Annotated in this window: 21 protein-coding genes; 8 read left to right on the top strand and 13 right to left on the bottom strand. The window is 71.3% G+C overall.

The features are described 5' to 3' along the window. Nucleotides 1-245: 245 nt before the first annotated feature. Nucleotides 246-593 carry a VOC family protein gene (locus ACQ0O7_RS26690; RefSeq protein ID WP_430785475.1) on the top strand — a complete coding sequence of 116 codons (348 nt, stop codon included), beginning with the start codon at nucleotides 246-248 and terminating at the stop codon, nucleotides 591-593. 60 nt (nucleotides 594-653) lie between these two features. On the opposite strand, the gene ACQ0O7_RS26685 is transcribed toward ACQ0O7_RS26690, so the two are convergent. The 4 genes from ACQ0O7_RS26685 to ACQ0O7_RS26670 all read right to left on the bottom strand — a co-directional run bounded on the left by ACQ0O7_RS26685 (nucleotide 654) and on the right by ACQ0O7_RS26670 (nucleotide 4,823). Further along, complete coding sequence (locus ACQ0O7_RS26685; protein WP_430785473.1) at nucleotides 654-2,693, bottom strand: prolyl oligopeptidase family serine peptidase; 2,040 nt, start codon at nucleotides 2,691-2,693, stop codon at nucleotides 654-656. A gap of 119 nt (nucleotides 2,694-2,812) precedes the next feature. Continuing rightward, entirely contained in the window at nucleotides 2,813-3,253 is a 441-nt protein-coding gene (locus tag ACQ0O7_RS26680) for a hypothetical protein (protein WP_430785471.1), read from the bottom strand. Between the two features lie 105 nt (nucleotides 3,254-3,358). Beyond that, nucleotides 3,359-3,961, bottom strand: a complete 603-nt coding sequence (locus tag ACQ0O7_RS26675) for a hypothetical protein (RefSeq protein WP_430785469.1) — start codon at nucleotides 3,959-3,961, stop codon at nucleotides 3,359-3,361. Beyond that, nucleotides 3,948-4,823 carry a class I SAM-dependent methyltransferase gene (locus ACQ0O7_RS26670; protein ID WP_430785467.1) on the bottom strand — a complete coding sequence of 292 codons (876 nt, stop codon included), beginning with the start codon at nucleotides 4,821-4,823 and terminating at the stop codon, nucleotides 3,948-3,950. The genes ACQ0O7_RS26675 and ACQ0O7_RS26670 overlap by 14 nt, the downstream gene beginning before the upstream one ends. 174 nt (nucleotides 4,824-4,997) lie before the next feature. Between ACQ0O7_RS26670 and ACQ0O7_RS26665 the strand changes: the two genes are divergently transcribed. Beyond that, entirely contained in the window at nucleotides 4,998-5,792 is a 795-nt protein-coding gene (locus ACQ0O7_RS26665) for an aminoglycoside N(3)-acetyltransferase (protein ID WP_430785465.1), read from the top strand. Here ACQ0O7_RS26665 and ACQ0O7_RS26660 read toward each other — a convergent pair. After that, nucleotides 5,767-6,432 carry a response regulator gene (locus tag ACQ0O7_RS26660; RefSeq protein ID WP_430785463.1) on the bottom strand — a complete coding sequence of 222 codons (666 nt, stop codon included), beginning with the start codon at nucleotides 6,430-6,432 and terminating at the stop codon, nucleotides 5,767-5,769. The genes ACQ0O7_RS26665 and ACQ0O7_RS26660 overlap by 26 nt on opposite strands. After that, a complete protein-coding gene (locus ACQ0O7_RS26655) occupies nucleotides 6,429-7,586 on the bottom strand; it encodes a sensor histidine kinase (RefSeq protein WP_430785461.1) in 1,158 nt (385 codons plus the stop codon). The genes ACQ0O7_RS26660 and ACQ0O7_RS26655 overlap by 4 nt, the downstream gene beginning before the upstream one ends. A gap of 81 nt (nucleotides 7,587-7,667) precedes the next feature. On the opposite strand from ACQ0O7_RS26655, the gene ACQ0O7_RS26650 reads away from it, so the two are divergent. Then, nucleotides 7,668-8,774, top strand: coding sequence for a DUF418 domain-containing protein (locus tag ACQ0O7_RS26650; RefSeq protein WP_430785459.1), 1,107 nt, complete (start codon nucleotides 7,668-7,670; stop codon nucleotides 8,772-8,774). Here ACQ0O7_RS26650 and ACQ0O7_RS26645 read toward each other — a convergent pair. After that, a complete protein-coding gene (locus ACQ0O7_RS26645; protein WP_430785457.1) occupies nucleotides 8,737-9,450 on the bottom strand; it encodes a hypothetical protein in 714 nt (237 codons plus the stop codon). The genes ACQ0O7_RS26650 and ACQ0O7_RS26645 overlap by 38 nt on opposite strands. 445 nt (nucleotides 9,451-9,895) lie before the next feature. After that, the gene (locus ACQ0O7_RS26640) at nucleotides 9,896-10,201 is read right to left on the bottom strand and encodes a hypothetical protein (RefSeq protein ID WP_430785455.1); all 306 of its coding nucleotides are present in this window, start codon (nucleotides 10,199-10,201) and stop codon (nucleotides 9,896-9,898) included. A gap of 1,469 nt (nucleotides 10,202-11,670) precedes the next feature. Here ACQ0O7_RS26640 and ACQ0O7_RS26635 point away from each other — a divergent pair. After that, nucleotides 11,671-12,156, top strand: a complete 486-nt coding sequence (locus tag ACQ0O7_RS26635; RefSeq protein WP_430785453.1) for a topology modulation protein — start codon at nucleotides 11,671-11,673, stop codon at nucleotides 12,154-12,156. Nucleotides 12,157-12,221: 65 nt separating this feature from the next. Here the strand turns inward: ACQ0O7_RS26635 and ACQ0O7_RS26630 are convergent, their stop codons facing one another. Next, entirely contained in the window at nucleotides 12,222-12,713 is a 492-nt protein-coding gene (locus ACQ0O7_RS26630) for a hypothetical protein (protein WP_430785451.1), read from the bottom strand. A gap of 178 nt (nucleotides 12,714-12,891) precedes the next feature. On the opposite strand from ACQ0O7_RS26630, the gene ACQ0O7_RS26625 reads away from it, so the two are divergent. Beyond that, the gene (locus ACQ0O7_RS26625; RefSeq protein ID WP_430785449.1) at nucleotides 12,892-13,599 is read left to right on the top strand and encodes a hypothetical protein; all 708 of its coding nucleotides are present in this window, start codon (nucleotides 12,892-12,894) and stop codon (nucleotides 13,597-13,599) included. Between the two features lie 340 nt (nucleotides 13,600-13,939). Here ACQ0O7_RS26625 and ACQ0O7_RS26620 read toward each other — a convergent pair whose 3' ends face one another. After that, a complete protein-coding gene (locus ACQ0O7_RS26620; protein ID WP_430785447.1) occupies nucleotides 13,940-14,626 on the bottom strand; it encodes an FKBP-type peptidyl-prolyl cis-trans isomerase in 687 nt (228 codons plus the stop codon). A 49-nt stretch (nucleotides 14,627-14,675) separates the two neighbouring features. Then, complete coding sequence (locus ACQ0O7_RS26615) at nucleotides 14,676-15,335, bottom strand: MSMEG_1061 family FMN-dependent PPOX-type flavoprotein (protein WP_430785445.1); 660 nt, start codon at nucleotides 15,333-15,335, stop codon at nucleotides 14,676-14,678. A gap of 54 nt (nucleotides 15,336-15,389) precedes the next feature. On the opposite strand from ACQ0O7_RS26615, the gene ACQ0O7_RS26610 reads away from it, so the two are divergent. Beyond that, nucleotides 15,390-15,761 carry an ankyrin repeat domain-containing protein gene (locus tag ACQ0O7_RS26610; RefSeq protein ID WP_430785443.1) on the top strand — a complete coding sequence of 124 codons (372 nt, stop codon included), beginning with the start codon at nucleotides 15,390-15,392 and terminating at the stop codon, nucleotides 15,759-15,761. Here ACQ0O7_RS26610 and ACQ0O7_RS26605 read toward each other — a convergent pair. Further along, nucleotides 15,653-16,564 (bottom strand): LysR family transcriptional regulator, encoded by a 912-nt coding sequence (locus ACQ0O7_RS26605; protein ID WP_430785441.1) that lies wholly within the window; start codon nucleotides 16,562-16,564, stop codon nucleotides 15,653-15,655. The two genes, ACQ0O7_RS26610 and ACQ0O7_RS26605, sit on opposite strands and share 109 nt — an antisense overlap. A gap of 137 nt (nucleotides 16,565-16,701) precedes the next feature. Between ACQ0O7_RS26605 and ACQ0O7_RS26600 the strand changes: the two genes are divergently transcribed. Together ACQ0O7_RS26600 and ACQ0O7_RS26595 are read left to right on the top strand one after the other, a co-directional pair. Continuing rightward, nucleotides 16,702-17,793 (top strand): amidohydrolase, encoded by a 1,092-nt coding sequence (locus ACQ0O7_RS26600; RefSeq protein WP_430785439.1) that lies wholly within the window; start codon nucleotides 16,702-16,704, stop codon nucleotides 17,791-17,793. Continuing rightward, nucleotides 17,790-18,839, top strand: a complete 1,050-nt coding sequence (locus tag ACQ0O7_RS26595; RefSeq protein ID WP_430785437.1) for a pyridoxal-phosphate dependent enzyme — start codon at nucleotides 17,790-17,792, stop codon at nucleotides 18,837-18,839. Before ACQ0O7_RS26600 ends, ACQ0O7_RS26595 begins: the two co-directional genes overlap by 4 nt. A 267-nt stretch (nucleotides 18,840-19,106) precedes the next feature. Here ACQ0O7_RS26595 and ACQ0O7_RS26590 read toward each other — a convergent pair whose 3' ends face one another. Further along, entirely contained in the window at nucleotides 19,107-20,018 is a 912-nt protein-coding gene (locus ACQ0O7_RS26590; RefSeq protein ID WP_430785435.1) for an SDR family NAD(P)-dependent oxidoreductase, read from the bottom strand. Nucleotides 20,019-20,089 lie beyond the last annotated feature (71 nt).

Here is a 20,089-nt window from a genome sequence, read left to right as displayed (position 1 = left end):
CCGACGTCCCCAGGCCGACTCGGCCCAGCCGATCTCAGCCCCGACACCTGTGGCCACCGGACCATCCTGTCATCGATGGCGGTACGCACCCGGAGGTCCCCTGAAGACGCCACCGCTGCCGGTCGGCGGTCCCGGTCTCGGCCGGCAGGGACCCCGATGGTGTGAGCCGCGATGAGTTTCGCGGTGGCGCGTGGTCTACCGGAGGTCATCGAGAAGGAGGATCCGTGTCCGCTGTGCAGCCTGTAGTGAGTACGCCCGATGTTCCCCGCCTGCAAGCCTTCTACGAGCGGGTGTTCGACGCCGTGCCGGTGAACCGTTTTCCCGCGGAGGGGCCGGCGTTCTTCGTCGGGCTGCGGATCGGGGATTCGGAGGTCGGCCTGGTCAGCGAGGCCGGCGTGGACCTGTCGGTGCCGTCGCGGATTCTGCTCAGTGTCGAGGTCGGTGACGTCGACGCGTTCCTGGAGCGGGTGGGGCCGGCGGGTGGCCGGGTGCTCGGCCACCCGAACGACATGCCGTGGGGTCAGCGCGTCGCGCACGTGCACGACCCGGACGGCAACATGGTGAACCTGACCGGTCAGCCCAAGGCCGGGTAGTCGCCGGAGAAGGGCGCCTCCGTGGAGGTTCGCGTCGCGAACCTCCAGCAGGAGCGGGGCTTACGAGCTGATCCCCAGACTCCGGCGCAGGAAGTCGACCTCCAGGTCCCACACGCCGTGGAAGGTGCCCATGTGGGTGGCGCCGGGCAGCGGCAGCACGGTGTGCGGGCGCCCGGCGGCCAGCAGCGCCGCCGACAGCCTCATCGTGTGCACCGGCAGCACGTTGTCGTCGAGCAGGCCGTGGATGAGCATCAGCGGCCGGCGCAGGTCGGGGGCGTCGTCGATCAGCGAGGCCCGGGCGTACGCCGCGGGGTTCTCGGCCGGCAGGCCCATGGTCCGTTCCTGCCAGTGCGAGCTGTAGAGCAGCTGGTCGGTGACCGGCGCCCCGGCGATCCCGGCGTGGAACACGTCCGGCCGGCGCAGCACGGCGAGGGCGGCCAGCCAGCCACCGGCCGACCAGCCGCGGATGCCGACCCTGGACAGGTCCAGGTCGTAGATCCCGGCGGCGGCGTGCAGCGCGTCCACCTGGTCCTGCAGGCGCGGTGCCGGGTGGTCGTCGCCGCGGGCGCGTTCCCACGCCGGGCCCCGGCCGGGGGTGCCGCGCCCGTCCACGATCACCACCGCGAACCCCTGGTCGGCGAACCATTGCGAGGCCCAGTAGCGGCCGCGGGCGGCGACGACCCGCTGCGCGGCCGATCCGCCGTACGGGTCCATCAGCACCGGCAGCGGCCCGGAACCGGGCTGGTGTCCGGCCGGCAGCAGCACCGCCGTGCGCAACCCCAGATCGCCGAAGCCGTGCAGCCTCACCTCTGGTTTCACCGGTGACGTGGCGGTCAGTGCGCGCAGTTCCCGGCCGTCGACGGTGATCCGTTCCCCGGTGAACGTGCGGCTGTCGACCACTGTCACCCCACCGGCACGCCGGCCGTCGTGCACTCCCGCCTCACCGGTGATCCGGGCCAGCGAGTGCGGCGTCCACGTCCACAGATGCCGTTCGGTGGGTTCCTCGCGCCCGGCGAACAGCACCACGTCACCGTCGACCGACAGCACCTGCTCCACCTGCAGACCGTGCGGTGTCACCGGGGCACCGTCCACGGTCAGCCGCCGGGTCTCCCCCTCGTCGGCGGTCCAGATCAGAAGACCCGATTCGGTGTACGCCGGAACGCCCTCGACGATCGTCGTCCACCGCGGATCGGTGTCCTCCCGCAGTACCGTGGTCGCCCCGGTGGCCGGGTCCACCGACAGGATCCGCATCACCGTCTGCGGCCGGTTCTGCACCACCACCAGCAGCGCCTCACCGGACCAGGTGACCCGGGTGACGTACTCGAAAGCGGTCCGGTCCCAGACGATCGGCACCCGGCCGCCGTCCAGTCCGAGCACGTGCAGGCTGACGTCGGCGTTCGGGGTGCCGGCCGCCGGGTAGCGCAGCGCGGTCGGCGGCTTCTCCGGATGCGCCGGATCGCTGACGTGCCACACCGGCACCGGCCCGTCGTCGACCCGGGCGGCGACGATCGACCGGCCGTCCGGCGCCCACCAGTAGCCCTCGAACCGGTCCATCGACTCCGACGCCTCGTGCTCGGGCAGCCCCCACGACACGTCGGGCCCGTCCGGTTCGGCGAGCGGCCGGTCGTCCTTGCCGTCGCGGCCGATCACCCGCAGTTCGGTCTCACGCACGTACGCCACGGTGTGCCCGCGCGGGTCGATGCGCGCCTCGGCGGCCGGTTCCTGCGCGCCCAGTTCGGTGACGGCGGCACTGTCCACGTCGACCGCGTACAGCTTGCCGTCGACGGTGAACACCGCCACCCGTACCGCCGCGTCGGTGTGAAACGCCCCGATGCCGGCCGACCGGTCCCGGGCCCGCTCCCGCCGCGCCTTCTCCCGCTGCGACATCGGCCCGCCGCCGCCCAGCGACGCCGCCGACACCAGCAGCCGCTCTTCACCGGACGCCACCTGGTAGCACCACAGGTCCCCGGACGGTTCCTCGCCACCGGCGGTACGCAGGAACAGCACCCGGGCCCCGTCCGGCGCGATCCGGAACTTACGGGCGAGACCGAGTGTGAAGCTCTGGGTGCGGGCGACCAGCCCGGGATACGTCGATGTCATCAACCCACTCTCGCGTAACCGGGCCGAGCAGAACCAGCTTCCCGGCGGCATCCGGGCCCGGGTCCGGGTGATGGATCACCAGCATGATCCGCCGGTGCCGCTGACCAGCAGTGCGCTGACTACCGGCGGCCGGTGGCCAGGGCGATCAGGAACTGGCCGCCACCGGGCTCGACGCTGACGGTGACCGGCAGGCCCGGGGCGAGGCGGGTGAACCGGTCGGCCAGCCAGTCGGCGGCCTCCTGCGCGTCGCGTCTGCTGGGGCAGCGGGCCACCAGCTCCCGGCCGCCCTTGCGTTCGAGGCGCTCGGCCACGGTGATCAGCGGCGCCGGCTCGATCACGTTGAGCCGGTCCGGCCAGGCGATCACCACCTTGACGGCGCCCTTGCGGCTGTTGCAGGCCCGGTGCGCGAGCCGCTCAGCGATCTTGGCCTTGCGGTCGGCGGTGCGCGCGTCGACGCTCGGTCCCCGGTCGTCGTTCACCGACGCGTCCGGGTCGACCTTCTCGTCGCACACCCAGCAGCGCCAGCCGTCCCGCTCACCGACATCATCCAGAAGACTCACCCGGACAACCTATCGCCACCGCCCTCGGGTCCCGGCTCGGACCCGCTGGCGGTCCACCGGTGTGCGGGCGTGCGGTGCGGATCGCGCCGCACGCCGGCACACGGCCTACGACCCGCTGCTCTCCAGGCGGCGGATCGCGCGCAGAGCCTCCGGGCGGGCGGTCTTCAGCCAGCGTGGGAGGCGTTCGATCAGGGTGGCGCCGGCGCTGCCGGAACGTTGCGGCAGATCCGACTCCAGGTAGGCCTTCAGATAGGCCAGGTGGGCCTCGTTGAACACCCACAACGTGTGGCCCGCGCACGGAGCCCGCAGCCACAGCGGCAGGCCGAAGCAGCTGTCCACCAGGGCGTCCGGCACGGTCAGGCCGGTGACCCGGAACGGCACGCGCGTGGTGGCCCCGCAACCGGCGCAGGAGACGTCCAGCAGGCGGAAACGGGGCCGGGCCGAGACACGCCGCCGGGTCCACAGGCGGCGGCCGCAGTTGCCGCACGGCTGGTGGGCGGAGACCATGACCGGCCCGAACCAGACCGGCCGCCGGCTCTCGCTCCGGGAGTATCCGCACCCGCCGCACACCACCGAGGCGGGCAGCCAGCGCCGCGCCGACGGGTCCCAGCCCCGGTGGACCCGCGCCCGGGACGAGCAGCGGGGGCAGCGGACGGCGAACTCCCCGGCGAAGCTGTGCAGCCACCGGCCGTCGTCAGCGAAGCGCATGGAACCGGCTGCACCGGGTGACGTACGGCAGAACGATCTCCGCACCGAAGCCCTGCCGGTCGAGCAGCTCGGTCACGTCGGCGAGCAGATCACGGCGCTCATCGGCCGGCAGCACGATCACGTAGCTGCGCGACTGCACCATGTCCAGCAGCGCCGCCCGGCTCAGCACGTGCCGCCAGCGGATCTCGGTGCGCTCCGGCGGGCCGAACGGCTCCCCCAGCACCGGCTCGGTGTCGATCTCGTCGCGGGTGTGCCGGCGCAGCACGTCGTCGAGGGCGGCCACCCACGGTTCGGCGTGGTCGCGGACGTTCCACACCAGGCTCAGGGTGCCGCCGGGGCGCAGCACCCGGGCCATCTCGGGGACGGCGCGGGCCGGGTCGACCCAGTGCCAGGCCTGGGCGCACACGATCGCGTCGACCGAGTGGTCGGGCAGGGGGACCCGCTCACCCGTACCGGCGAGGATCTCCGCGTCGACGGTGATCCGGGACCGCATCTCGGCGGACGGCTCGACCGCGACCACCGTCAGGCCCGCCGCGGTCAGCAGCTCGGTGAATTTGCCGGTGCCGGCGCCCAGGTCGAGGACGCGCCGGGCGCCGCGCGGCACCACCCACTCGACGGCGGACACCGGGTAGGTGGGCCGGCCGCGGTGGTAGGCCCCGGCGACGCTGCCGAACGACGCCGCGTGCAGCGACCTCGACCAGCGGCGGGTGGCTCCCTGCCGGGTCATCCCGCAGGCCTGGCCGATCTCGTCCCAGCTGGCGGCCCGCTCGCCGCGCAGCCGCCCGACGATGTGGGTGCGCCGCGCCTCGCTCTCCCGGATGGTCGCGGTGAGCCGTCTCAACTCCTCAAGTCCATCATCCACCAAGGCAACGTATGTTGCTTTTCAAAAGATTTCAACCCTGATGGGGTACGACCGGAAAAGCCCACAACCGCACCGCCCAGTCCCATGACGTCCCCGCGACGCCCGGCGCCGCACCGGACCGTCCCGCGGCCGCCGGGACGGAACACGGTGGCCGCGGGCAGGCACACTGTCCCGGTGACACAACCCCTTCCGCACACCACCACCAGCCTCGCCGCCGACCTGCGCGCCCTCGGCCTGACCTCCGGTGACGTGGTGCTCGTCCACTCCTCGCTCAGCGCCGTCGGCTACGTCGCCGGGCACGTGCAGGCCGTCGTGCAGGCGCTGCTGGAAGTGCTCGGCCCGGACGGCACCCTGGTCGTGCCCACCCACACCCCGGACAACAGCGACCCGGCCGGCTGGAGCAACCCGCCGGTCCCGCGAGCCTGGTGGCCGGTGATCCGCGAGCACACCCCCGGCTTCGATCCGCTGCGCACCCCGAGCCGCTGGATGGGCATCCTGCCGGAGGCCGTGCGCGCCTGGCCGGGCGCGTTGCGCAGCGATCATCCGGAGGTGTCGTTCGCCGCCCTCGGCCCCCTCGCCGCCACCATCACCGCCGGCCACCCCCTGACCGACGGGCTGGGGGACGGCTCGCCGCTGGGCGCGATCTACCGGGCCGGCGGCAAGGTGCTGCTGCTCGGCGTCGACCACGGCAGCAACACCTCACTGCACCTGGCCGAATGCCGCCTGACCGACCCGCCCCAGGAGGAGAACAGCGCCGCGGTACGCCTCCCGGACGGCACCAGCCGATGGGTGACCTGGTCCTCCCCGGTAGCCGACGAGTCCGACTTCGATCAGCTCGGTACGGCGTACGAAACAATCGGTCCGGTCTCTGTCGGGCGGGTGGGCAGCGCCGAGTCACGGCTGATGCCGCAGCGCGACCTGGTCGACTTCGCGGTCGGCTGGATCACCGAGCACCGGGTGAGCGACTGACCAGACCCGCCTCCCGGGCCAGCAGCCCGGCCTGGGTGCGGTTGGCGCAGTCCAGTTTGATCAGCAGCCGCGACACGTAGCCTTTGACGGTCGCCTCGGTGAGGCCGAGCCGGGCGCCGATCCCCGCGTTCGGCAGACCCTCACCGAGACCCGTCAGCACCTCCACCTCCCGCGGCGTCAGCTCCCCGAGCAGCCCCCGGGCCCGCACCCGGCCGGCGTCCTGGCGCCCGGCCGCCGCGACCAGCCCGCGGGTGGCCTCCGGCGACAGCACGGTGTGCCCGTCGGCGGCCACCCGGACCAGCCCGATCAGGTCGTCCGGCCGGGTCGACTTGACCAGGAACCCGGACGCCCCGGCCCGCAGCGCCCGCAGCACGTACTCGTCGGCGTCGAACGTGGTCAGCACCACCACCGCCGGCCGGTGCGCCAGCCCGGCGATCCGGTCCAGCGCGGTCAGCCCGTCCACCCCCGGCATCCGCAGATCCAGCAGCACCACGTCGGGCCGGTGCCGGATCACCGCCTCCACCGCGGCCGCCCCGTCGAACGCCTCGTCCACCACCCGGATGTCGCCGGCCGCGCCCAGAATGGTGCGCAGGTGCGCGCACACCATCGGCTCGTCGTCGACCACCACCACCCGGATCATCCGACCACCACCGGCAGGGTCGCGCTCACCCGGAACCCGCCGCCCGGCCGGGGCCCGCTGGTCAGCTCGCCGCGCACCATCTCCACCCGCTGCCGCAGCCCGTCCAGCCCACTGCCGGACCCGGCCGCGCTCAGCCCCGGATCACCGGCCGTGACCGGGCCGGTGTCGGTGACGCTCAACCGGATCCGGTCGGCGGCATACCCCACCTCCACCAGCACCGCCGCGCCCGGGGCGTGCTTGCGCACATTGGTCAGGGCCTCCTGCACCAGCCGGTACGCGGTCCGCCCCACCACCGGCGCGACCGGCACCGGCACCCCGTCCTGCACCACCTCCACCGCCACCCCCACCGAACGCGACTGCTCGACCAGTCCCGACAGGTCCGGCAGCGCGGCCGGCTCGGGTTCCCGCCGGACCTCGCCGTCCCCGGCCGGGGTGCGCAGCACCCGTACCAGATCCCGCAACTCCTCCAACGCCTCGCACCCGGTGGCCCGCAGATCCTCGGCGGCCCGCCGGATGTCCGCATCGGCGGCCGACACCCCCAGCGCTCCGGCCTGCAACACCATCAGCGTCACCCGGTGCGTGACCAGGTCGTGCATCTCCCGGGCCAGCCGGGCCCGCTCCTCGTCGCGGGCCCGCCCGGCCAGCAGATGCCGCTCCCGTTCGGCGCGTTCGGCCCGCTCGGACAGGGCCAGCAGCAACCGCCGCCGCGACGCCGACCACAGCCCGAACAGCGCCGGCATCACCGTCATCACCAGGCCGAGCGTCACCACCGTCACATGCGCCTGCCACGGCCGCACCGCCAGCAGGGTGACCAGCGTGATCAGGACCCAGCCGAGGCGGGGCCGGCGGCCGTACACGATGGTCGCGTAGATCGCGAACGCGGTGCCGACCGGCGTCACCACCCACACCGGCTCGGTGCCCACCGGCCAGACCGCACCCGGCGACACCAGCTGCGGCACCATCTGCGCCAGCGCCACCACGGCCAGCGCGCCGAGCACCACCTCCGGCATCCGCCGCCGGAAGATCAGCCCCAGCTGTACGAGGGCCTGCACCACCAGCAGCGCCCAGCCGAACCCGTCGTCCAGATGCCAGTGCCGGTACGCCACCCACGTGTCGGCTACCGCCACCACGACCGCGAGCACCACGTTCCCCATGGGTCCGAACCTACTTTCGTCGTGCCCGCACCGACCTTCCGGGCTTCCCCGCCCGGCGGTGTGCACGGTGCAATGCCGGGCATGACCGTCTCCGCCAACCGGATTCCGGTGCTCGACGTGCTGCGTGGCGTGGCCATCCTCGGCACCCTCGGCACCAACATCTGGATCTTCACCGATCCGCGCGGCCCCGCCGGCTCGCTGATGCCCGCCGAGGACCCCGGCGTCTTCGAGACCCTGGTGCGCACCGCCAGCAACGGCAAGTTCCTGGCCCTGCTCACCCTGCTGTTCGGGGTCGGGCTGGAGTTGCAGTACCGGTCGGCGCTCCGGCGCGGCACCCGCTGGCCCGGCTGGTACCTGTGGCGGGCGGTGCTCCTGCTCGCCGAAGGAGCACTGCACTACCTGCTGATCTTCGAATGGGACGTGCTGATGGCGTACGCCGTGGTGTCGATCCTGGTCGCCGGCATGATCGGGCGCAGTGACTGGGTGGTGCGCACCTGGATGGCCGTGTCCGCCGTGCTGCATCTGATGTTCATCACGCTGCTGACGCTGGCCGGGACCGGCGGCGGTACGACCACGGACTACCCCAGCGGGTACGCCGACCAGCTCACCGGCCGGATCGAGAACTTCTGGATATACCGCTCCGAAACCATCCTGATCATCCCGTTGACGGTCCTGCTGTTCCTGGGCGGCTCCCGGCTGACGCGCGCCGGAGTCTTCGGCGGCAACACGGCCCTGCGCACCCGCCTGATCGTGCTCGGCCTCGGCATCGGGCTGCCGCTGAACCTGCTCACCGCGTTCGCCGGACCACGCTGGTTCTTCGTCGACAGGTACCTGTGCGCACCCCTGGTCGCCGTCGGCCTGCTCGCCGCCGTGACCAGCCTGCTGCTGCACACCGCGCCCCGGGCCCGGCGGCTGGCTGACGTGGGCCGGACCGCGCTCTCCTGCTACGTCCTGCAGAACCTGATCTGCGCCGTCCTCTGTTACGGCTGGGGCTTCGGCCTGGCCGACCGGTTCGCCGACCTGCGCCCCTGGTGGCCGCCGGTCGCGTGGGCACTGGTGTCGGCCCTGCTGCTCGCCGCGTCCGGCTGGTGGCTGCGCCGCTTCGACCGCGGCCCCCTGGAACTGGCCTGGCACTGGGCGTGGCGGCTGCCTATACCGGCACCCAGCGTTCCCCGACAGCCGCGCTGAGCAGCCCCAGCGCCAGCGGGATCAGCGCCGACAGGACGAGGCCGTACAGCAGCCCGAGGAACCCGTTGTCCCGGCGCGGATCACCGTCGTCCGCGCCGGCCACCCACGGACGGTCACGCACCATCCAGAACAGCAGGCCCAGCCCGTACGGCACGACGACCACCAGCCAGAACCAGAACCATCGGGTGCCCAGCACCGGGGCCGGCCCGCCGATCAGCACCCCGAGAAACAGCATGGTCAGCGCGAACCCGACGACACCGACCAGATTCCGCAGCGGCTTCAGCTCCACGAACATCGGCTCCGCCCCCGCATCCCGGATCTCCGCGCCCAGCACGGCGGCCCCCGCACTGGCGAACTCCCGCTGCTCGACCACACCGTCCGGCTCGTAGGTCCCGGTCTCGGCCCAGAACACCCGGCCATCCCCGGTACGCCACGCGAACAGCGGCCCGATCGTCCCCGACGACACCAGCGTGTCACCGGCGAACCACCGCTGCGCGTCCCGCCCCTCCCACCGATCCCCCCACTGGAAGGCGACCACCCGGTCCGCGGCGACATCCGCACGGGCCTGCTCGAACGACACCTGCCGAGGCGCCGTCCACCAGCTCACGCCGGCCGCCACCAGCCAGGCCACAACCACCAGAACCCGAACCGTCACCCACCATCGCCGCCACGTCACGCTGCGATCATCGCAGCCCCCCACAAGACACCCAGTCCCGTCGCGCCCTGCCCCGTCGCGCCCTGCCCCGTCGCGCCCTGCCCCGTCGCGCCCTGCCCCGTCGCGCCCTGCCCCGTCGCGCCCTGCCCCGCCGCGGCTTAAACCTCGGTAGTTACAGCATTGTGAGGGCCAGGGAGCGGGGGCTCGTCCGCCCACTTCAGCTCGCGGGCGACACCAGCAAGCAACGCCGCAGTTTTCCCACCGCACAGCCGAGCCCTGTCCCGAAGACGAGGCCATTTCTCGGCCTCGTTCACGGATCCCAGGATGTCATTAATGTCATCACTTTGATACCGAGTTTCCTGTAGATCGAAATGCTCCTCCTCAAAATTGGCCGAGGGGGAAACCCTGCAGAGGAAGTCGATACATTGCCACGGATACGACGACAGGAACATTATGTCAACTGCGGCTAGCGGCGCGGCCCGCGTGGATCGTCCAGGTCTCCGCCGACTCGCAACGCGAGACGGATAGCCTTGTTCTGATAGAACTTGACTCTTTCCGCTTCATCGTTGGTTTCAAAATCGGCAGCTTGCAATAAGTAGCCAAGATCGGTGCCACTCCTTTGGCCAGGATCGAAAACTCCTTCCACGTAGCGATCAAACGATTCTTGATAGATGAAACCTCCCAGTGAACCAACCCGAGCTAAACGCACTGCGCAAAGCGCTCCATACATTTTTATGTCATCGAGTTCTTGGAGCTCATCCAGCGGCGGCACTAACATTCCTTTACCAACTTTCAAACCAGGACGGCGCCGGCTTATCCAGGGTAATGCCGGACTTCACCATCAACCGATAGAAGGTGCGAGTGCTTCTGTCTTTTGGTTCCCTCCCCCAGCAGGGCTGCCAACGAGGCCGGTCGCATCTATCAACTTTTTGAAACACACCTTAAACGACGCTCAGGCATATCCGACCGCGCTGATCAGCAGAATCCCGGGCAGCTCAGCCGACATCGACCCCCGTTTTCACGGACTCGGCCCCACGAACTCCAGCAACCATCCACTCCCACAGGATCCTGCCGGCGCAGGCGACAAAGCGGAAACCCAAATCCGGACACCTACAACCAAACTCACTCCCCGACCAGCATCGAATTGCCGACAATCGGTTTCTCTGCTCTGCCATGAAACCCACGAAAGAAATAGACAGAGAGGTCGCAGAATTCCCCGACGACCAACGATTCCATTCGACCTGCCGTGAAATACGGAAACCGCACGAAAAATCTGTCGAATACCAAAAGATACCGACCGGAATCCGGGCGAAACTTCCCCGACTATCGCACGGAGACCCTCGATGACCTGGCCGTCTCGACCCTCATCGAGTGTCACCGTGACCATCGTCCTGCGTCGGCCACACTCATTCATGAAAAGACAACCCCATACCGACCCAACCGGGGCCGGGGCCGGCGTTGCGGCCGCAGGCTGCCGGTTCGTTTCCGGCCTTCGGCTAGGTCCGCCGGGTTGCGGTGCTCGCGGTGCCGGCAGGGACACCGCCGGCGCTGCGGCTGTTGCGGGCCGGGTTGCTGGAGCCCGCCTGCTTGCTGCCGATGGTTGCCGCCGAACCGCCGGGTGACGCGCAACGCCAGGTGAAGCCGCAAGCGCCGGACACGACGCGGGCGCCGAGCGCGTGACGGGCGCCGAGCGCGTGGCAGGCGCCGGCTGCCTTGCAGGTGCCGATCGCGTCACGGGTGGATGCTGCGGGACGGGGGTGGCCGGTGTCGAGGCTGCTGTCGGCGGGGGCGGTGTGGGGCGCGGTGTGGGATGGGCCCGGATGCCGGTGATGTCGGCGGGAGTCCGCGGCGGGATGCCGCTCTCCCGGAGACGTCGAAGCTTCTCGGCATGGCGCCGCTGCAGACCCCAGTCACGGCGAATCTTGTGCTGACGACGAAACTCCGCACGATCCGGATCGTAATTCCGGGCCTTGGTCCAATCCCGCATCGCAGCAGTTTGGGCCCGGCTGAACAACGACATCTGAGCCATACCGAAATTGTCCCGGACCCCGGCCGAGAAGTGTAAGAAGTCGATCATGCCAAATCGCATTCCCGGACCAGAGCCAAAACGAGCCACCGACAGGATTCGGCCACCACCACGCCGCACCGAACAAACTATGCTCGGCTTCGTCGAGGGCCGTCGCGAACCGGGAGGTCGATGTGGGCGGTGAACCCTGCGCCAGACGCGATTCCATGCTCTCGATGGAGCGGATCGCCGTGATCGGTTGCGGAGGTTCCGGCAAGACGGTCCTGGCCAACCGGCTGTCGCGGCGCCTCGGACTGCCGGTCACCCATCTCGACGCGCTCTACTACGACAGCGCCTGGAACCCCACCCCGATGCCCGAGTTCGCCGGCCGCCAGCGCATGCTGGTAGCCGCCGACCGCTGGATCATCGAGGGCGACTACGCCGCCACCCTGCCGATCCGGCCGGCCCGTGCCGACACCGTCATCTTCCTGGACCTGCCCACCCGAACCTGCCTGTGGGGCATAGCCCAGCGCCGCTGGCGGTACCGGGGAGGCCGGCACCCCGAGGGCGTCCACGACCGCATCACCATGAGTTTCCTCAGATACGTGCTGGGTTTTCGCCGGACGATGCGCCCCCGGGTCCTCGACCTGATCGCCCAGCACGGCGGTCATCTCCGTTGTCTTCCCCTGACAACCCGCCGCCAGGCCGCCACCCTGTGGTGACTTCCGGCGGGATCCGCCCCGCTGATGTCGTTCATGCCGCCGGTCGTCAGCCGCCCGGTCGTCAGCTACTCCGCCACGAACTCGGCGACCTCACGGCGCACGGATGCCAGGAACTCCCACAGGTCGGCGGCGATCTCCGTCGCGCAGTCCGCGTCGTAGACCCCGCCGGTGAGGGATCCGCCAGCCAATCGGAGAACCGGCATCCCCGAACCACCGCCCAGTGCGAACATCGCCCCACCGCCGTCAGAGCCGAACACGACAACGGCTCGCCCGTCACTGAGCAGGCACGGATCCGCACCCGGCAACGGTGGCTGGTGAATCCAGTAGCCGTTGTTCACGTCAGGCAACCGCACCTCGCCGACGACCCGGTGGAACGACACCAGATCACCCGGCACGCCGGGCACCGCAGCCAGCCCCGCCAGCTCGTCCGCGGTAGCCGGACCGCTGACCCCATGCTCACCCGGCGCAAACCCGAACCGCGACTCGAAGGTGCCCACCAGAACGGCGATGTCCGCGCGCACGTCAGCGCACCACCGCTCGATCCAAACGTCGTCCACGCCGCCCTGCCCTTCACTCGTGGAGTCGTGAGCCGGCGCGCTGGAGTCAGCCGTTCCGGATCCATCCCAGACTGTTGCACTCCGGGCCGTGGACGAAGGGCCCGCCCTGCCACGGCGAGATCCTTCCCCGCGAGTGGGCCGACCCCGGCCCGGCCCGACAGCGGGCTATCTTGCTCCGGTGATCCTTTCCGGATATGCGGACGTGTTCCCCGACGAGGTGGACGTCGCGGACCTCGTGATCGACGGATGGCCCCTCGCCGAGCGGCCCGGCTTCAGGGTGGCGCACTGGCAGGCGCAGTTCGTCGACGATGAGGAGCTGCTGCTGGACACGTGGGGTGTGCCGGAGGAGACCGTGACGGAGCGGATGAACGATCTCTACGCGTCCCGGACGTGGCCGGTCTTCCCGGTCGGGCTCCGTGATGGCGCCGAGCTCGTTGTGGCGTTCCGCAACCACGCCGACGACGCGGGGGTGGACTACCTGATCCTGCCGGGCCCCGGCCGGAAGGCGATCGAGATCGCCGGCCTGGACGGGCATCAGCGTGGCCCCGGGATCTCCTGGCCCGAGCTGGCCGCCGTGGCTGCCCGGCAGCCCGGCCCGGTCCGCCAGGCTCAGGTTCTGCTGCTGCTCGCGCCGGCGTTCGGTGACGAGGCCGCCGATGTGCCGGCCGCGAGAGCGGCGTTCTCGGAAGCCATGCGGACGCTGGGAGCTGTGGGAGACACCACGGGCCTGGCCGCGCTGGCCGTCTCCGACGAGGTGGCTTTCTGGGGACGTGTGCCGTGGGTCACCGGTGTGCCCGCGCTGGACTACGCGCCGCGCAATCCGGACAGTGCGTTCGCTCTTCCGGCCGCCGAGCGGCAGCTGGTCGCCGAGTTGCTGACGCCCTGATCCGGTCGGCGCCGACGACGGACCGGCCTTCGGTGGGGAGGGGACCGGCCTTCGGTGGGGAGATTCAGCGCTGCCGCCACCCGGATCACCGGGCTCATCACTGACCGATCAGCACGACGGTGACCACCGCATTCGGCCCGGTGGCCGCCGGACGGTCCGGTGTCGCGCCGGGCTCGCGGGGACCGGACCGAGCGACCCGATTTCGGTGGGGCCGTGGGGCGTACCGAAGCGGGGTTGTCAACGGCCGCGAACCCGGAGTCGCGCGGGAGACCGTGAGCAGAACCGTGTGCCGCGTTGCGGTGCGCATCGCACCACTACGCGGCACACGGTTTACGGCGGGTCAGGAGGCGGAGAGGACGTCGACGACGAAGCGGAGGGCGCCGGCCGGCTGGCCGCCGGACGGGTTCTCGCCGTAGGCCAGGTCGGCGGGGATGTCGAGCTGGACGCGGCTGCCGACCTTGGCGCCGATCAGGCCCTGGTCCCAGCCCTGGATCACGTTGCCGGCGCCGACCTGGAAGCTGAACGGCTCCGAGCGCTTCCACGACGAGTCGAACTCCTCGCCGCCGGCGAACGTGACGCCCACATAGTTCACGTTGATCGTCTGGCCGGACTGGATGGCCGCGCCCTTGCCCTCGATCAACGTGGTGGATTTGAGCTCGGTCAGCGTGCCGCTGCCCTTGCCGGCGTCCGGTTTGGTGCTCAGCGCCGGGTCGGCGCCCTCGGGCACGGGCGGGAACGCCGCGGTGGGCTCGGCCGCCGTCTCCGGAGCAGGGGCGGCCGCCGGTGTGGACGCTGCCGGATCGGGGTCCGCCGAGGTGCTGCCGATCCACATGACCAGGCCGACGACGAGGGCCAGCACGACCGCCGCCGCGCCGCCGACGGTCAGCATCTGGCGGCGTTTCTCGGCGGCCCGGGCGCGGGCCTTGGCGGCCTTGGCCTCGGCGCGTTTCTCGGCCTTCGTCTTCAGTGGCTGGCCGCTGTCACGGGGCGAGTTCGCGGCGGCACGTTTGGCAACGGTATCGGGCACCGTCCGACAATACGACACCCGGCACTTCGGTCACCAGAAAGATCAAATGTCACTCGTAGCGGTATTTGAGCGCGTCCGCCTCCCGCTGCTCGATGTCGGCGATGGTCAGGCCCGGCTCGCGCAACTGGGCCAGGGTGACCTCGGCCGAGGTGGGCTGGGCGTCGGCGGGCAGCCACTGCTCCGGCTTCCAGGCGTTGCCGCGCAGCAGCGACTTGGGACAGTGCGGGTAGATCTCACCGGCTTCCACGATCAGCGCGCTGACCGGCGGTTTGCCGACCGCGGTCAGCTGGGACAGCAGGTCGGGGCGGGTGGAGACGCAGGCCCGGCCGTTGAACCGCAGCGTGGTGGTGCGCCCGGGGATGACGAACAGCAGGCCGGCCCGGCCGGTGGCGATCACGTTCTGCCACGTGTCGAGGCGTTTGTTGCCGGTGGCGTCCGGGATGGCGACGGTCCGCGAGTCGAGCACGGAGACGAAGCCGGCCGGGCCGCCGCGCGGGGACACGTCGCAGTTGCCGTCGGCGTCCACGCTGGCCACCAGCACCAGCGACGAGCAGGCGATCAGCTGCCGGGTCTGCTCGGTGAGCTCGGTCATCTGTTTACGCACGGCCGCGTCGCCGGGTTGCTCGTAGACCCGGCGCAGCGCGTCGAGATCGGTCAGGGCGTCGCGACGCAGCGTGTCGAAGGCGGTGGTGACGAGCTCTGAGGTCATATCGCGACTCTACGCACACCCGCCAGGCCATCCTAGGAGGCTAGTCTTACCGGTATGCGGCGACGACGGCGGAAGAAACTCCAGCGGCGGCTCGTCGAGGCCGCCGGGTGGGGTGACGTGCGGGACGTGGTGCGGCTGCTTCACCAGCACGCCGATCCGGATCTGCCGGACGCCGACGGGACCACTCCCCTCTACCGGGCGAGTGTGCAGGGGCGGGCGGAGATCGTACGCATGCTGCTGCAATCCGGTGCCGACGCCAACCGGGAGAGCGCCGCCGGTGATGAGGGACTACCGCTGTGTGCGGCGGTCTGCCACGGTCACGACGACGTCGCGGAGGCGCTGCTGCGGGCCGGCGCCGACCCGGATCGCCCGGAGCGGGACGGGATGACCGCCAACGACTGGCGGAGCGCCCGGATCGCCGGATGACCGGCCTGCCCGCGGCGGACCACGGTGCGGATCCGGCGCTCGGCGGACGGTGGGCGAACCGGGACGGACGGCGGGCGCCCGCCCCAGACCAGGTCGGGCAGGAAGGCCGCCGCGTGACCGGTTTCGACCAGCCGCACGTGCAGCAGCAGATCGCTGGACTCGTAGCGCACGTCGGGCTCGAACCCGGCCGCCCGGCACTCCGCGACGGCCCAGTCCCGGGCGGCGGTCCCGGCCGGTTCCATCACCCACGCCTGCCCGGCCGGCGGCGGATCGGACCCGGCCGGTAGCGCGAGCCGGATCGGGTCGCTGAGCAGTTCCGCCACATCGGCGTCGTACCGCCGGGGCCGCCCCGGATACTCCTCGGCGACCACCAGGTCGAAGTCCCGGGCCAGCAGCGCCGGGACGGCCTGCTCGGGTTCGGCGACGGTCAGATGCACCCGCAGCCGCGGATGCTCCCCGGCAAGCCGGGTCAGCGCGGCCGGCAGCAGCGTGTACGCGGCGGTCGGGAACGCCGCCACCCGCACCGTCCCGGTGACCCCCTCGGTGCTGGCGGCGACGTCGGCGCGGGCCTGTTCGAGGCGTTCCAGGATGTGCTCGGTGTGACCGACCAGGATCTGCGCCTGCGGGGTGAGCCGGACCCGCCGCCCGACGTGTTCCAGCAGCGGCACGCCGACCTCGGTCTCCAGCTGGGCGAGCTGCTGGGAGACGGTCGACGGACTGTAGTTGAGCGCGGTGGCGACGGCGTGCAGGGTGCCCCGGTGGGCGAGTTCGCGCAGCAGCCGCAGGCGGCGCAGGTCCAGCATCGGCGGCCCCCATTGTTCGGCTGGGCCGAACGATACCGCTCGAAAGCATTCGCTGGACGGCGGATGGGCCTCGGCCGCAGGCTGAACGGCATGACGCGATCCGATACGGCTCGAAAGATCGGCGCCGAGGTGGTCTCGTGAACGTCGTCCAGTGGCGCCACGAACTGCACGCGCTCGCCGAACCGGGCCTGCGCGAGTTCCGCACCGCCGATCACGTCGCCGCGCTCCTCGACGCCATGGGCGTGCCGGTCACCCGGGGCGTGGGCGGCACCGGGCTGGTCGGCACCATCTCCACCGGTCCGGGTGCCGCGCTCGGCCTGCGCGCCGACATGGACGCCCTGCCGTTGCCCGGCGGGGTGACCCACGCGTGCGGGCACGACGGGCACATGGCGATGCTGCTCGGCGCGGCGAGCCGGCTGTCGTCGGAGGGTGGCTTCGCCGGCACCGTGCACCTGGTGTTCCAGCCGGCCGAGGAGCACGGGCTGGGCGCCAAGGCGATGATCGCCGACGGCCTTTTCGACCGGTTCCCGATGTCGGCGATCTACGGCCTGCACAACATGCCCGGGCATGCGGCCGGGACGTTCAGCACCCGGGCCGGTGGGTTGATGGCCGGGGAGGACAATTTCGAGATCGCGGTACGGGGTAGGGGCGGTCACGCCTCCCGGCCGCACATGCTGATCGACCCGATCCCGATCGCCGCCGAGATCATCCTGGCGTTGCAGACCATCGTGGCCCGCGACGTCGACCCGGTCGATCCGGCGGTGGTGTCGTGCACCGAGATCACCACCGACGGCGCGCGCAACGCGGTGCCCGGTCGGGTGGTGATCCGCGGTGACACCCGCAGCTTCCGCCCCGAGGTGAGCGCCCTGCTGGAACACCGGATCCGGCGGATCGCCGAGGGCGTCTGCGCGGCCCACGGGGCGACGGCGACGGTGACGTACACCCACGAGTTCACCCCGACCGTCAACGACGCCGGCGCGGTGGAGCAGGCGGTCCGGGCGGCGATCGCCACCGTCGGCGCCGACCGGGTCGACGGGGCGGCCGCGCCGTGGACCGGCAGCGAGGACTTCGGCGTCTTCGCGCAGGTGGTGCCCGGGTGTTTCACGATGCTCGGCAACGGTGACAGCGCGTCCCTGCACAGTCCGGAGTTCGTCTTCAACGACGACATCCTGCCGGTCGGTGTGGACTTCTACGTCAATCTGGTGCGCGCCGCGCTCCCGGCCCGATGATCACCAATCCGGGGCGGGACCCGCGCTGGGTCAGCCGGCCGGCGCCGCCGGAGGTGCTGGCATTCCACCGTGCGCTGCCCGGCTACTCCCCCACACCCTTGGTCCCGCTGATGAACGGTGTCCTCGTCAAGGACGAATCGTCACGGCTGGGGCTGCCCGCGTTCAAGGCGCTCGGCGCGTCCTGGGCCGTCCACCGGGCGTTACCGGACGTCACCGGCGGCCCGGCGACGATCGTGACCGCGACCGATGGCAACCACGGCCGGGCGGTGGCACATTTCGCCCGCCGGTTCGGCCGGCGCGCCGAGATCTTCGTCCCCGACGGGGTGCATCCGGACGCGGTGCGCGCGATCCGCGACGAGGGCGCCACGGTGGTCCACGTCCCCGGCGACTACGACACGGCGGTCAAGGCGGCCGCGTCGGTGCGGCGTGGGCTGCTGGTCCAGGACACCGCCTGGCCTGGGTACGAGGAGATCCCGGGCTGGATCGTCGACGGCTACTCCACCCTGTTCGCCGAGATCGACACGCAACTGTCCCGGCAGCCGGACCTGGTGCTCGTACCCGCCGGGGTGGGTTCGCTGTTGCAGGCCGCGCTGGCGCACTACCGCAGCCGCCCGGACCCGGCCCGGACCCGGGTGGTGAGCGTGGAACCGTCCACGGCCGCGTGCGTGGCGGCGAGCGTGGCGGCCGGCCACCCGGTGACGGTCCCGACCGCCCGCACGACGATGGCCGGCCTGAACTGCGGAACCGTCTCCACCCTGGCCTGGCCCCTGATCCGCCCCGGCCTGGACGGCTGCTGTGTGGTCACCGACGCCGAGGTGTCCGAGGCCGCCCACCGTCTGGCCGCCGCGGGCATCGACGCGGGCCCGTGCGGGGCCGCCCCGCTGGCCGCCCTGCCCGCGATCCCGACAACCGGAACCGTGGTCCTGCTGGCCACCGAGGGCACCGCCGCCAACCCGGCCGGGCCCGCTACATCTCGTGCCACTGCCCCGCCGCTCCGGGCGAGCCCGTCCGCACGAAGCCACGGACAACATCGCACCCACGATTGACATCCATGACGACGTCGCCGGTGAACACCGCCAGATCGTCGACGATGGGAACCTCGACGTCGGTGGCTGACAGAACAGCCCCGAACCCGGCTCCGTCGCCGCCCACACCACGTCGGGGATCGACGGCGTCGTCCATCCCGCCGATTTCGAGATCCCGCGCGGCCCGGACGGCGACGACCCTGCGGCTCTCGCAGCGGGCCGGCCCGGCCTGGGGTGGTCCGATCACCCCGGGGATCCGTGACGTTTGTGGTGGACCGCCGGACGGGCTCACACGGGCTGGAGGGCGGGGAACGTCACGCCGGTGAGGTCTTCGGAGACGGCCCACAGGCGTTGCTGGAGCGCCGGCTCGTAGGACTGCGGGCTGGACGTCACCAACCGCGGGTGGCCGAGGACCTCGTTGCGGCCGCCGGGTCCGTAGTACTGGCCGCCGAGCACCGCCGGGTCGGTGGCGGCGCGCAGGGTGGGCAGGGCGCCCATCTCCGGGGTCTGGGTGATCAGTGGGGCGAGCCAGGTGATCGGCAGGCGGAGGGCGGTGGGGGTGTTGCGGGCCAGTTCGGTGCTGGACACGCCGGGGTGGGCGGCGACCGCGACGGTGGTGCCGTGGGTGGTGAGGCGGCGCTGCAGCTCGTAGGTGAACATCAGGTTGGCGAGTTTGGACTGGCCGTAGGCGCCGATCCGGCTGTACGACCGTTCCCACTGCAGGTCGTCGAAGTGGATGGCGGCGCGGATGCGGTGGCCGGTGCTGCTGACGGTGACGACGCGGGACCCGGGCACCGGCAGCATCCGGTCGAGCAGCAGGCCGGTGAGGGCGAAGTGGCCGAGATGGTTGGTGCCGAACTGCATCTCGAAGCCGTCCCGGGTGGCCAGCTTCGGGGTGTACATCACGCCGGCGTTGTTGATCAGCAGGTCGAGCCGGCTGAACCGGGATCGGAGGGCTGCCGCGGCGGTGCGGACCGAGTCGAGTGAGGTCAGGTCGAGGGCCTGCACGGTCACGTCGCCGGTCATGCCGGCCGCGGCCCGTTCGCCTTTGGCCACGTCGCGCACGGCGAGCACGACGGTGGCGCCGCGCTCGGCGAGGGCTTTGGCGGTCTCGTAGCCGAGTCCGGTGTTGGCGCCGGTGATCACTGCCACCCGCCCGTGCTGGTCCGGGATGTTCGCGGTCGTCCACTTGTCGCTCATGTCGGGCTCCCCACTAAAGTACCGAAGGTATCTTGCTAGGACGACATTAAAGTACCTTCGGTACGCTGTCA

It is taken from the genome of Actinoplanes sp. G11-F43, from assembly GCF_050589265.1.
GTDB lineage: Bacteria > Actinomycetota > Actinomycetes > Mycobacteriales > Micromonosporaceae > Actinoplanes.
Note: the sequence above shows the minus strand (reverse complement) of the source record. Positions and strands in the feature narration are given on the sequence as shown.

Excerpts from the sequence above, each read along its gene's own strand:
- ACQ0O7_RS26685 (WP_430785473.1), bottom strand. The coding sequence starts at position 2,693 with ATGACATCGACGTATCCCGGGCTGGTCGCCCGCACCCAGAGCTTCACA.
- ACQ0O7_RS26675 (WP_430785469.1), bottom strand. The coding sequence starts at position 3,961 with ATGCGCTTCGCTGACGACGGCCGGTGGCTGCACAGCTTCGCCGGGGAG.
- ACQ0O7_RS26660 (WP_430785463.1), bottom strand. The coding sequence starts at position 6,432 with ATGATCCGGGTGGTGGTGGTCGACGACGAGCCGATGGTGTGCGCGCAC.
- ACQ0O7_RS26655 (WP_430785461.1), bottom strand. The coding sequence starts at position 7,586 with ATGGGGAACGTGGTGCTCGCGGTCGTGGTGGCGGTAGCCGACACGTGG.
- ACQ0O7_RS26650 (WP_430785459.1), top strand. The coding sequence starts at position 7,668 with ATGACCGTCTCCGCCAACCGGATTCCGGTGCTCGACGTGCTGCGTGGC.
- ACQ0O7_RS26635 (WP_430785453.1), top strand. The coding sequence starts at position 11,671 with ATGGAGCGGATCGCCGTGATCGGTTGCGGAGGTTCCGGCAAGACGGTC.
- ACQ0O7_RS26615 (WP_430785445.1), bottom strand. The coding sequence starts at position 15,335 with ATGACCTCAGAGCTCGTCACCACCGCCTTCGACACGCTGCGTCGCGAC.
- ACQ0O7_RS26610 (WP_430785443.1), top strand. The coding sequence starts at position 15,390 with ATGCGGCGACGACGGCGGAAGAAACTCCAGCGGCGGCTCGTCGAGGCC.
- ACQ0O7_RS26605 (WP_430785441.1), bottom strand. The coding sequence starts at position 16,564 with ATGCTGGACCTGCGCCGCCTGCGGCTGCTGCGCGAACTCGCCCACCGG.
- ACQ0O7_RS26595 (WP_430785437.1), top strand. The coding sequence starts at position 17,790 with ATGATCACCAATCCGGGGCGGGACCCGCGCTGGGTCAGCCGGCCGGCG.
- ACQ0O7_RS26590 (WP_430785435.1), bottom strand. The coding sequence starts at position 20,018 with ATGAGCGACAAGTGGACGACCGCGAACATCCCGGACCAGCACGGGCGG.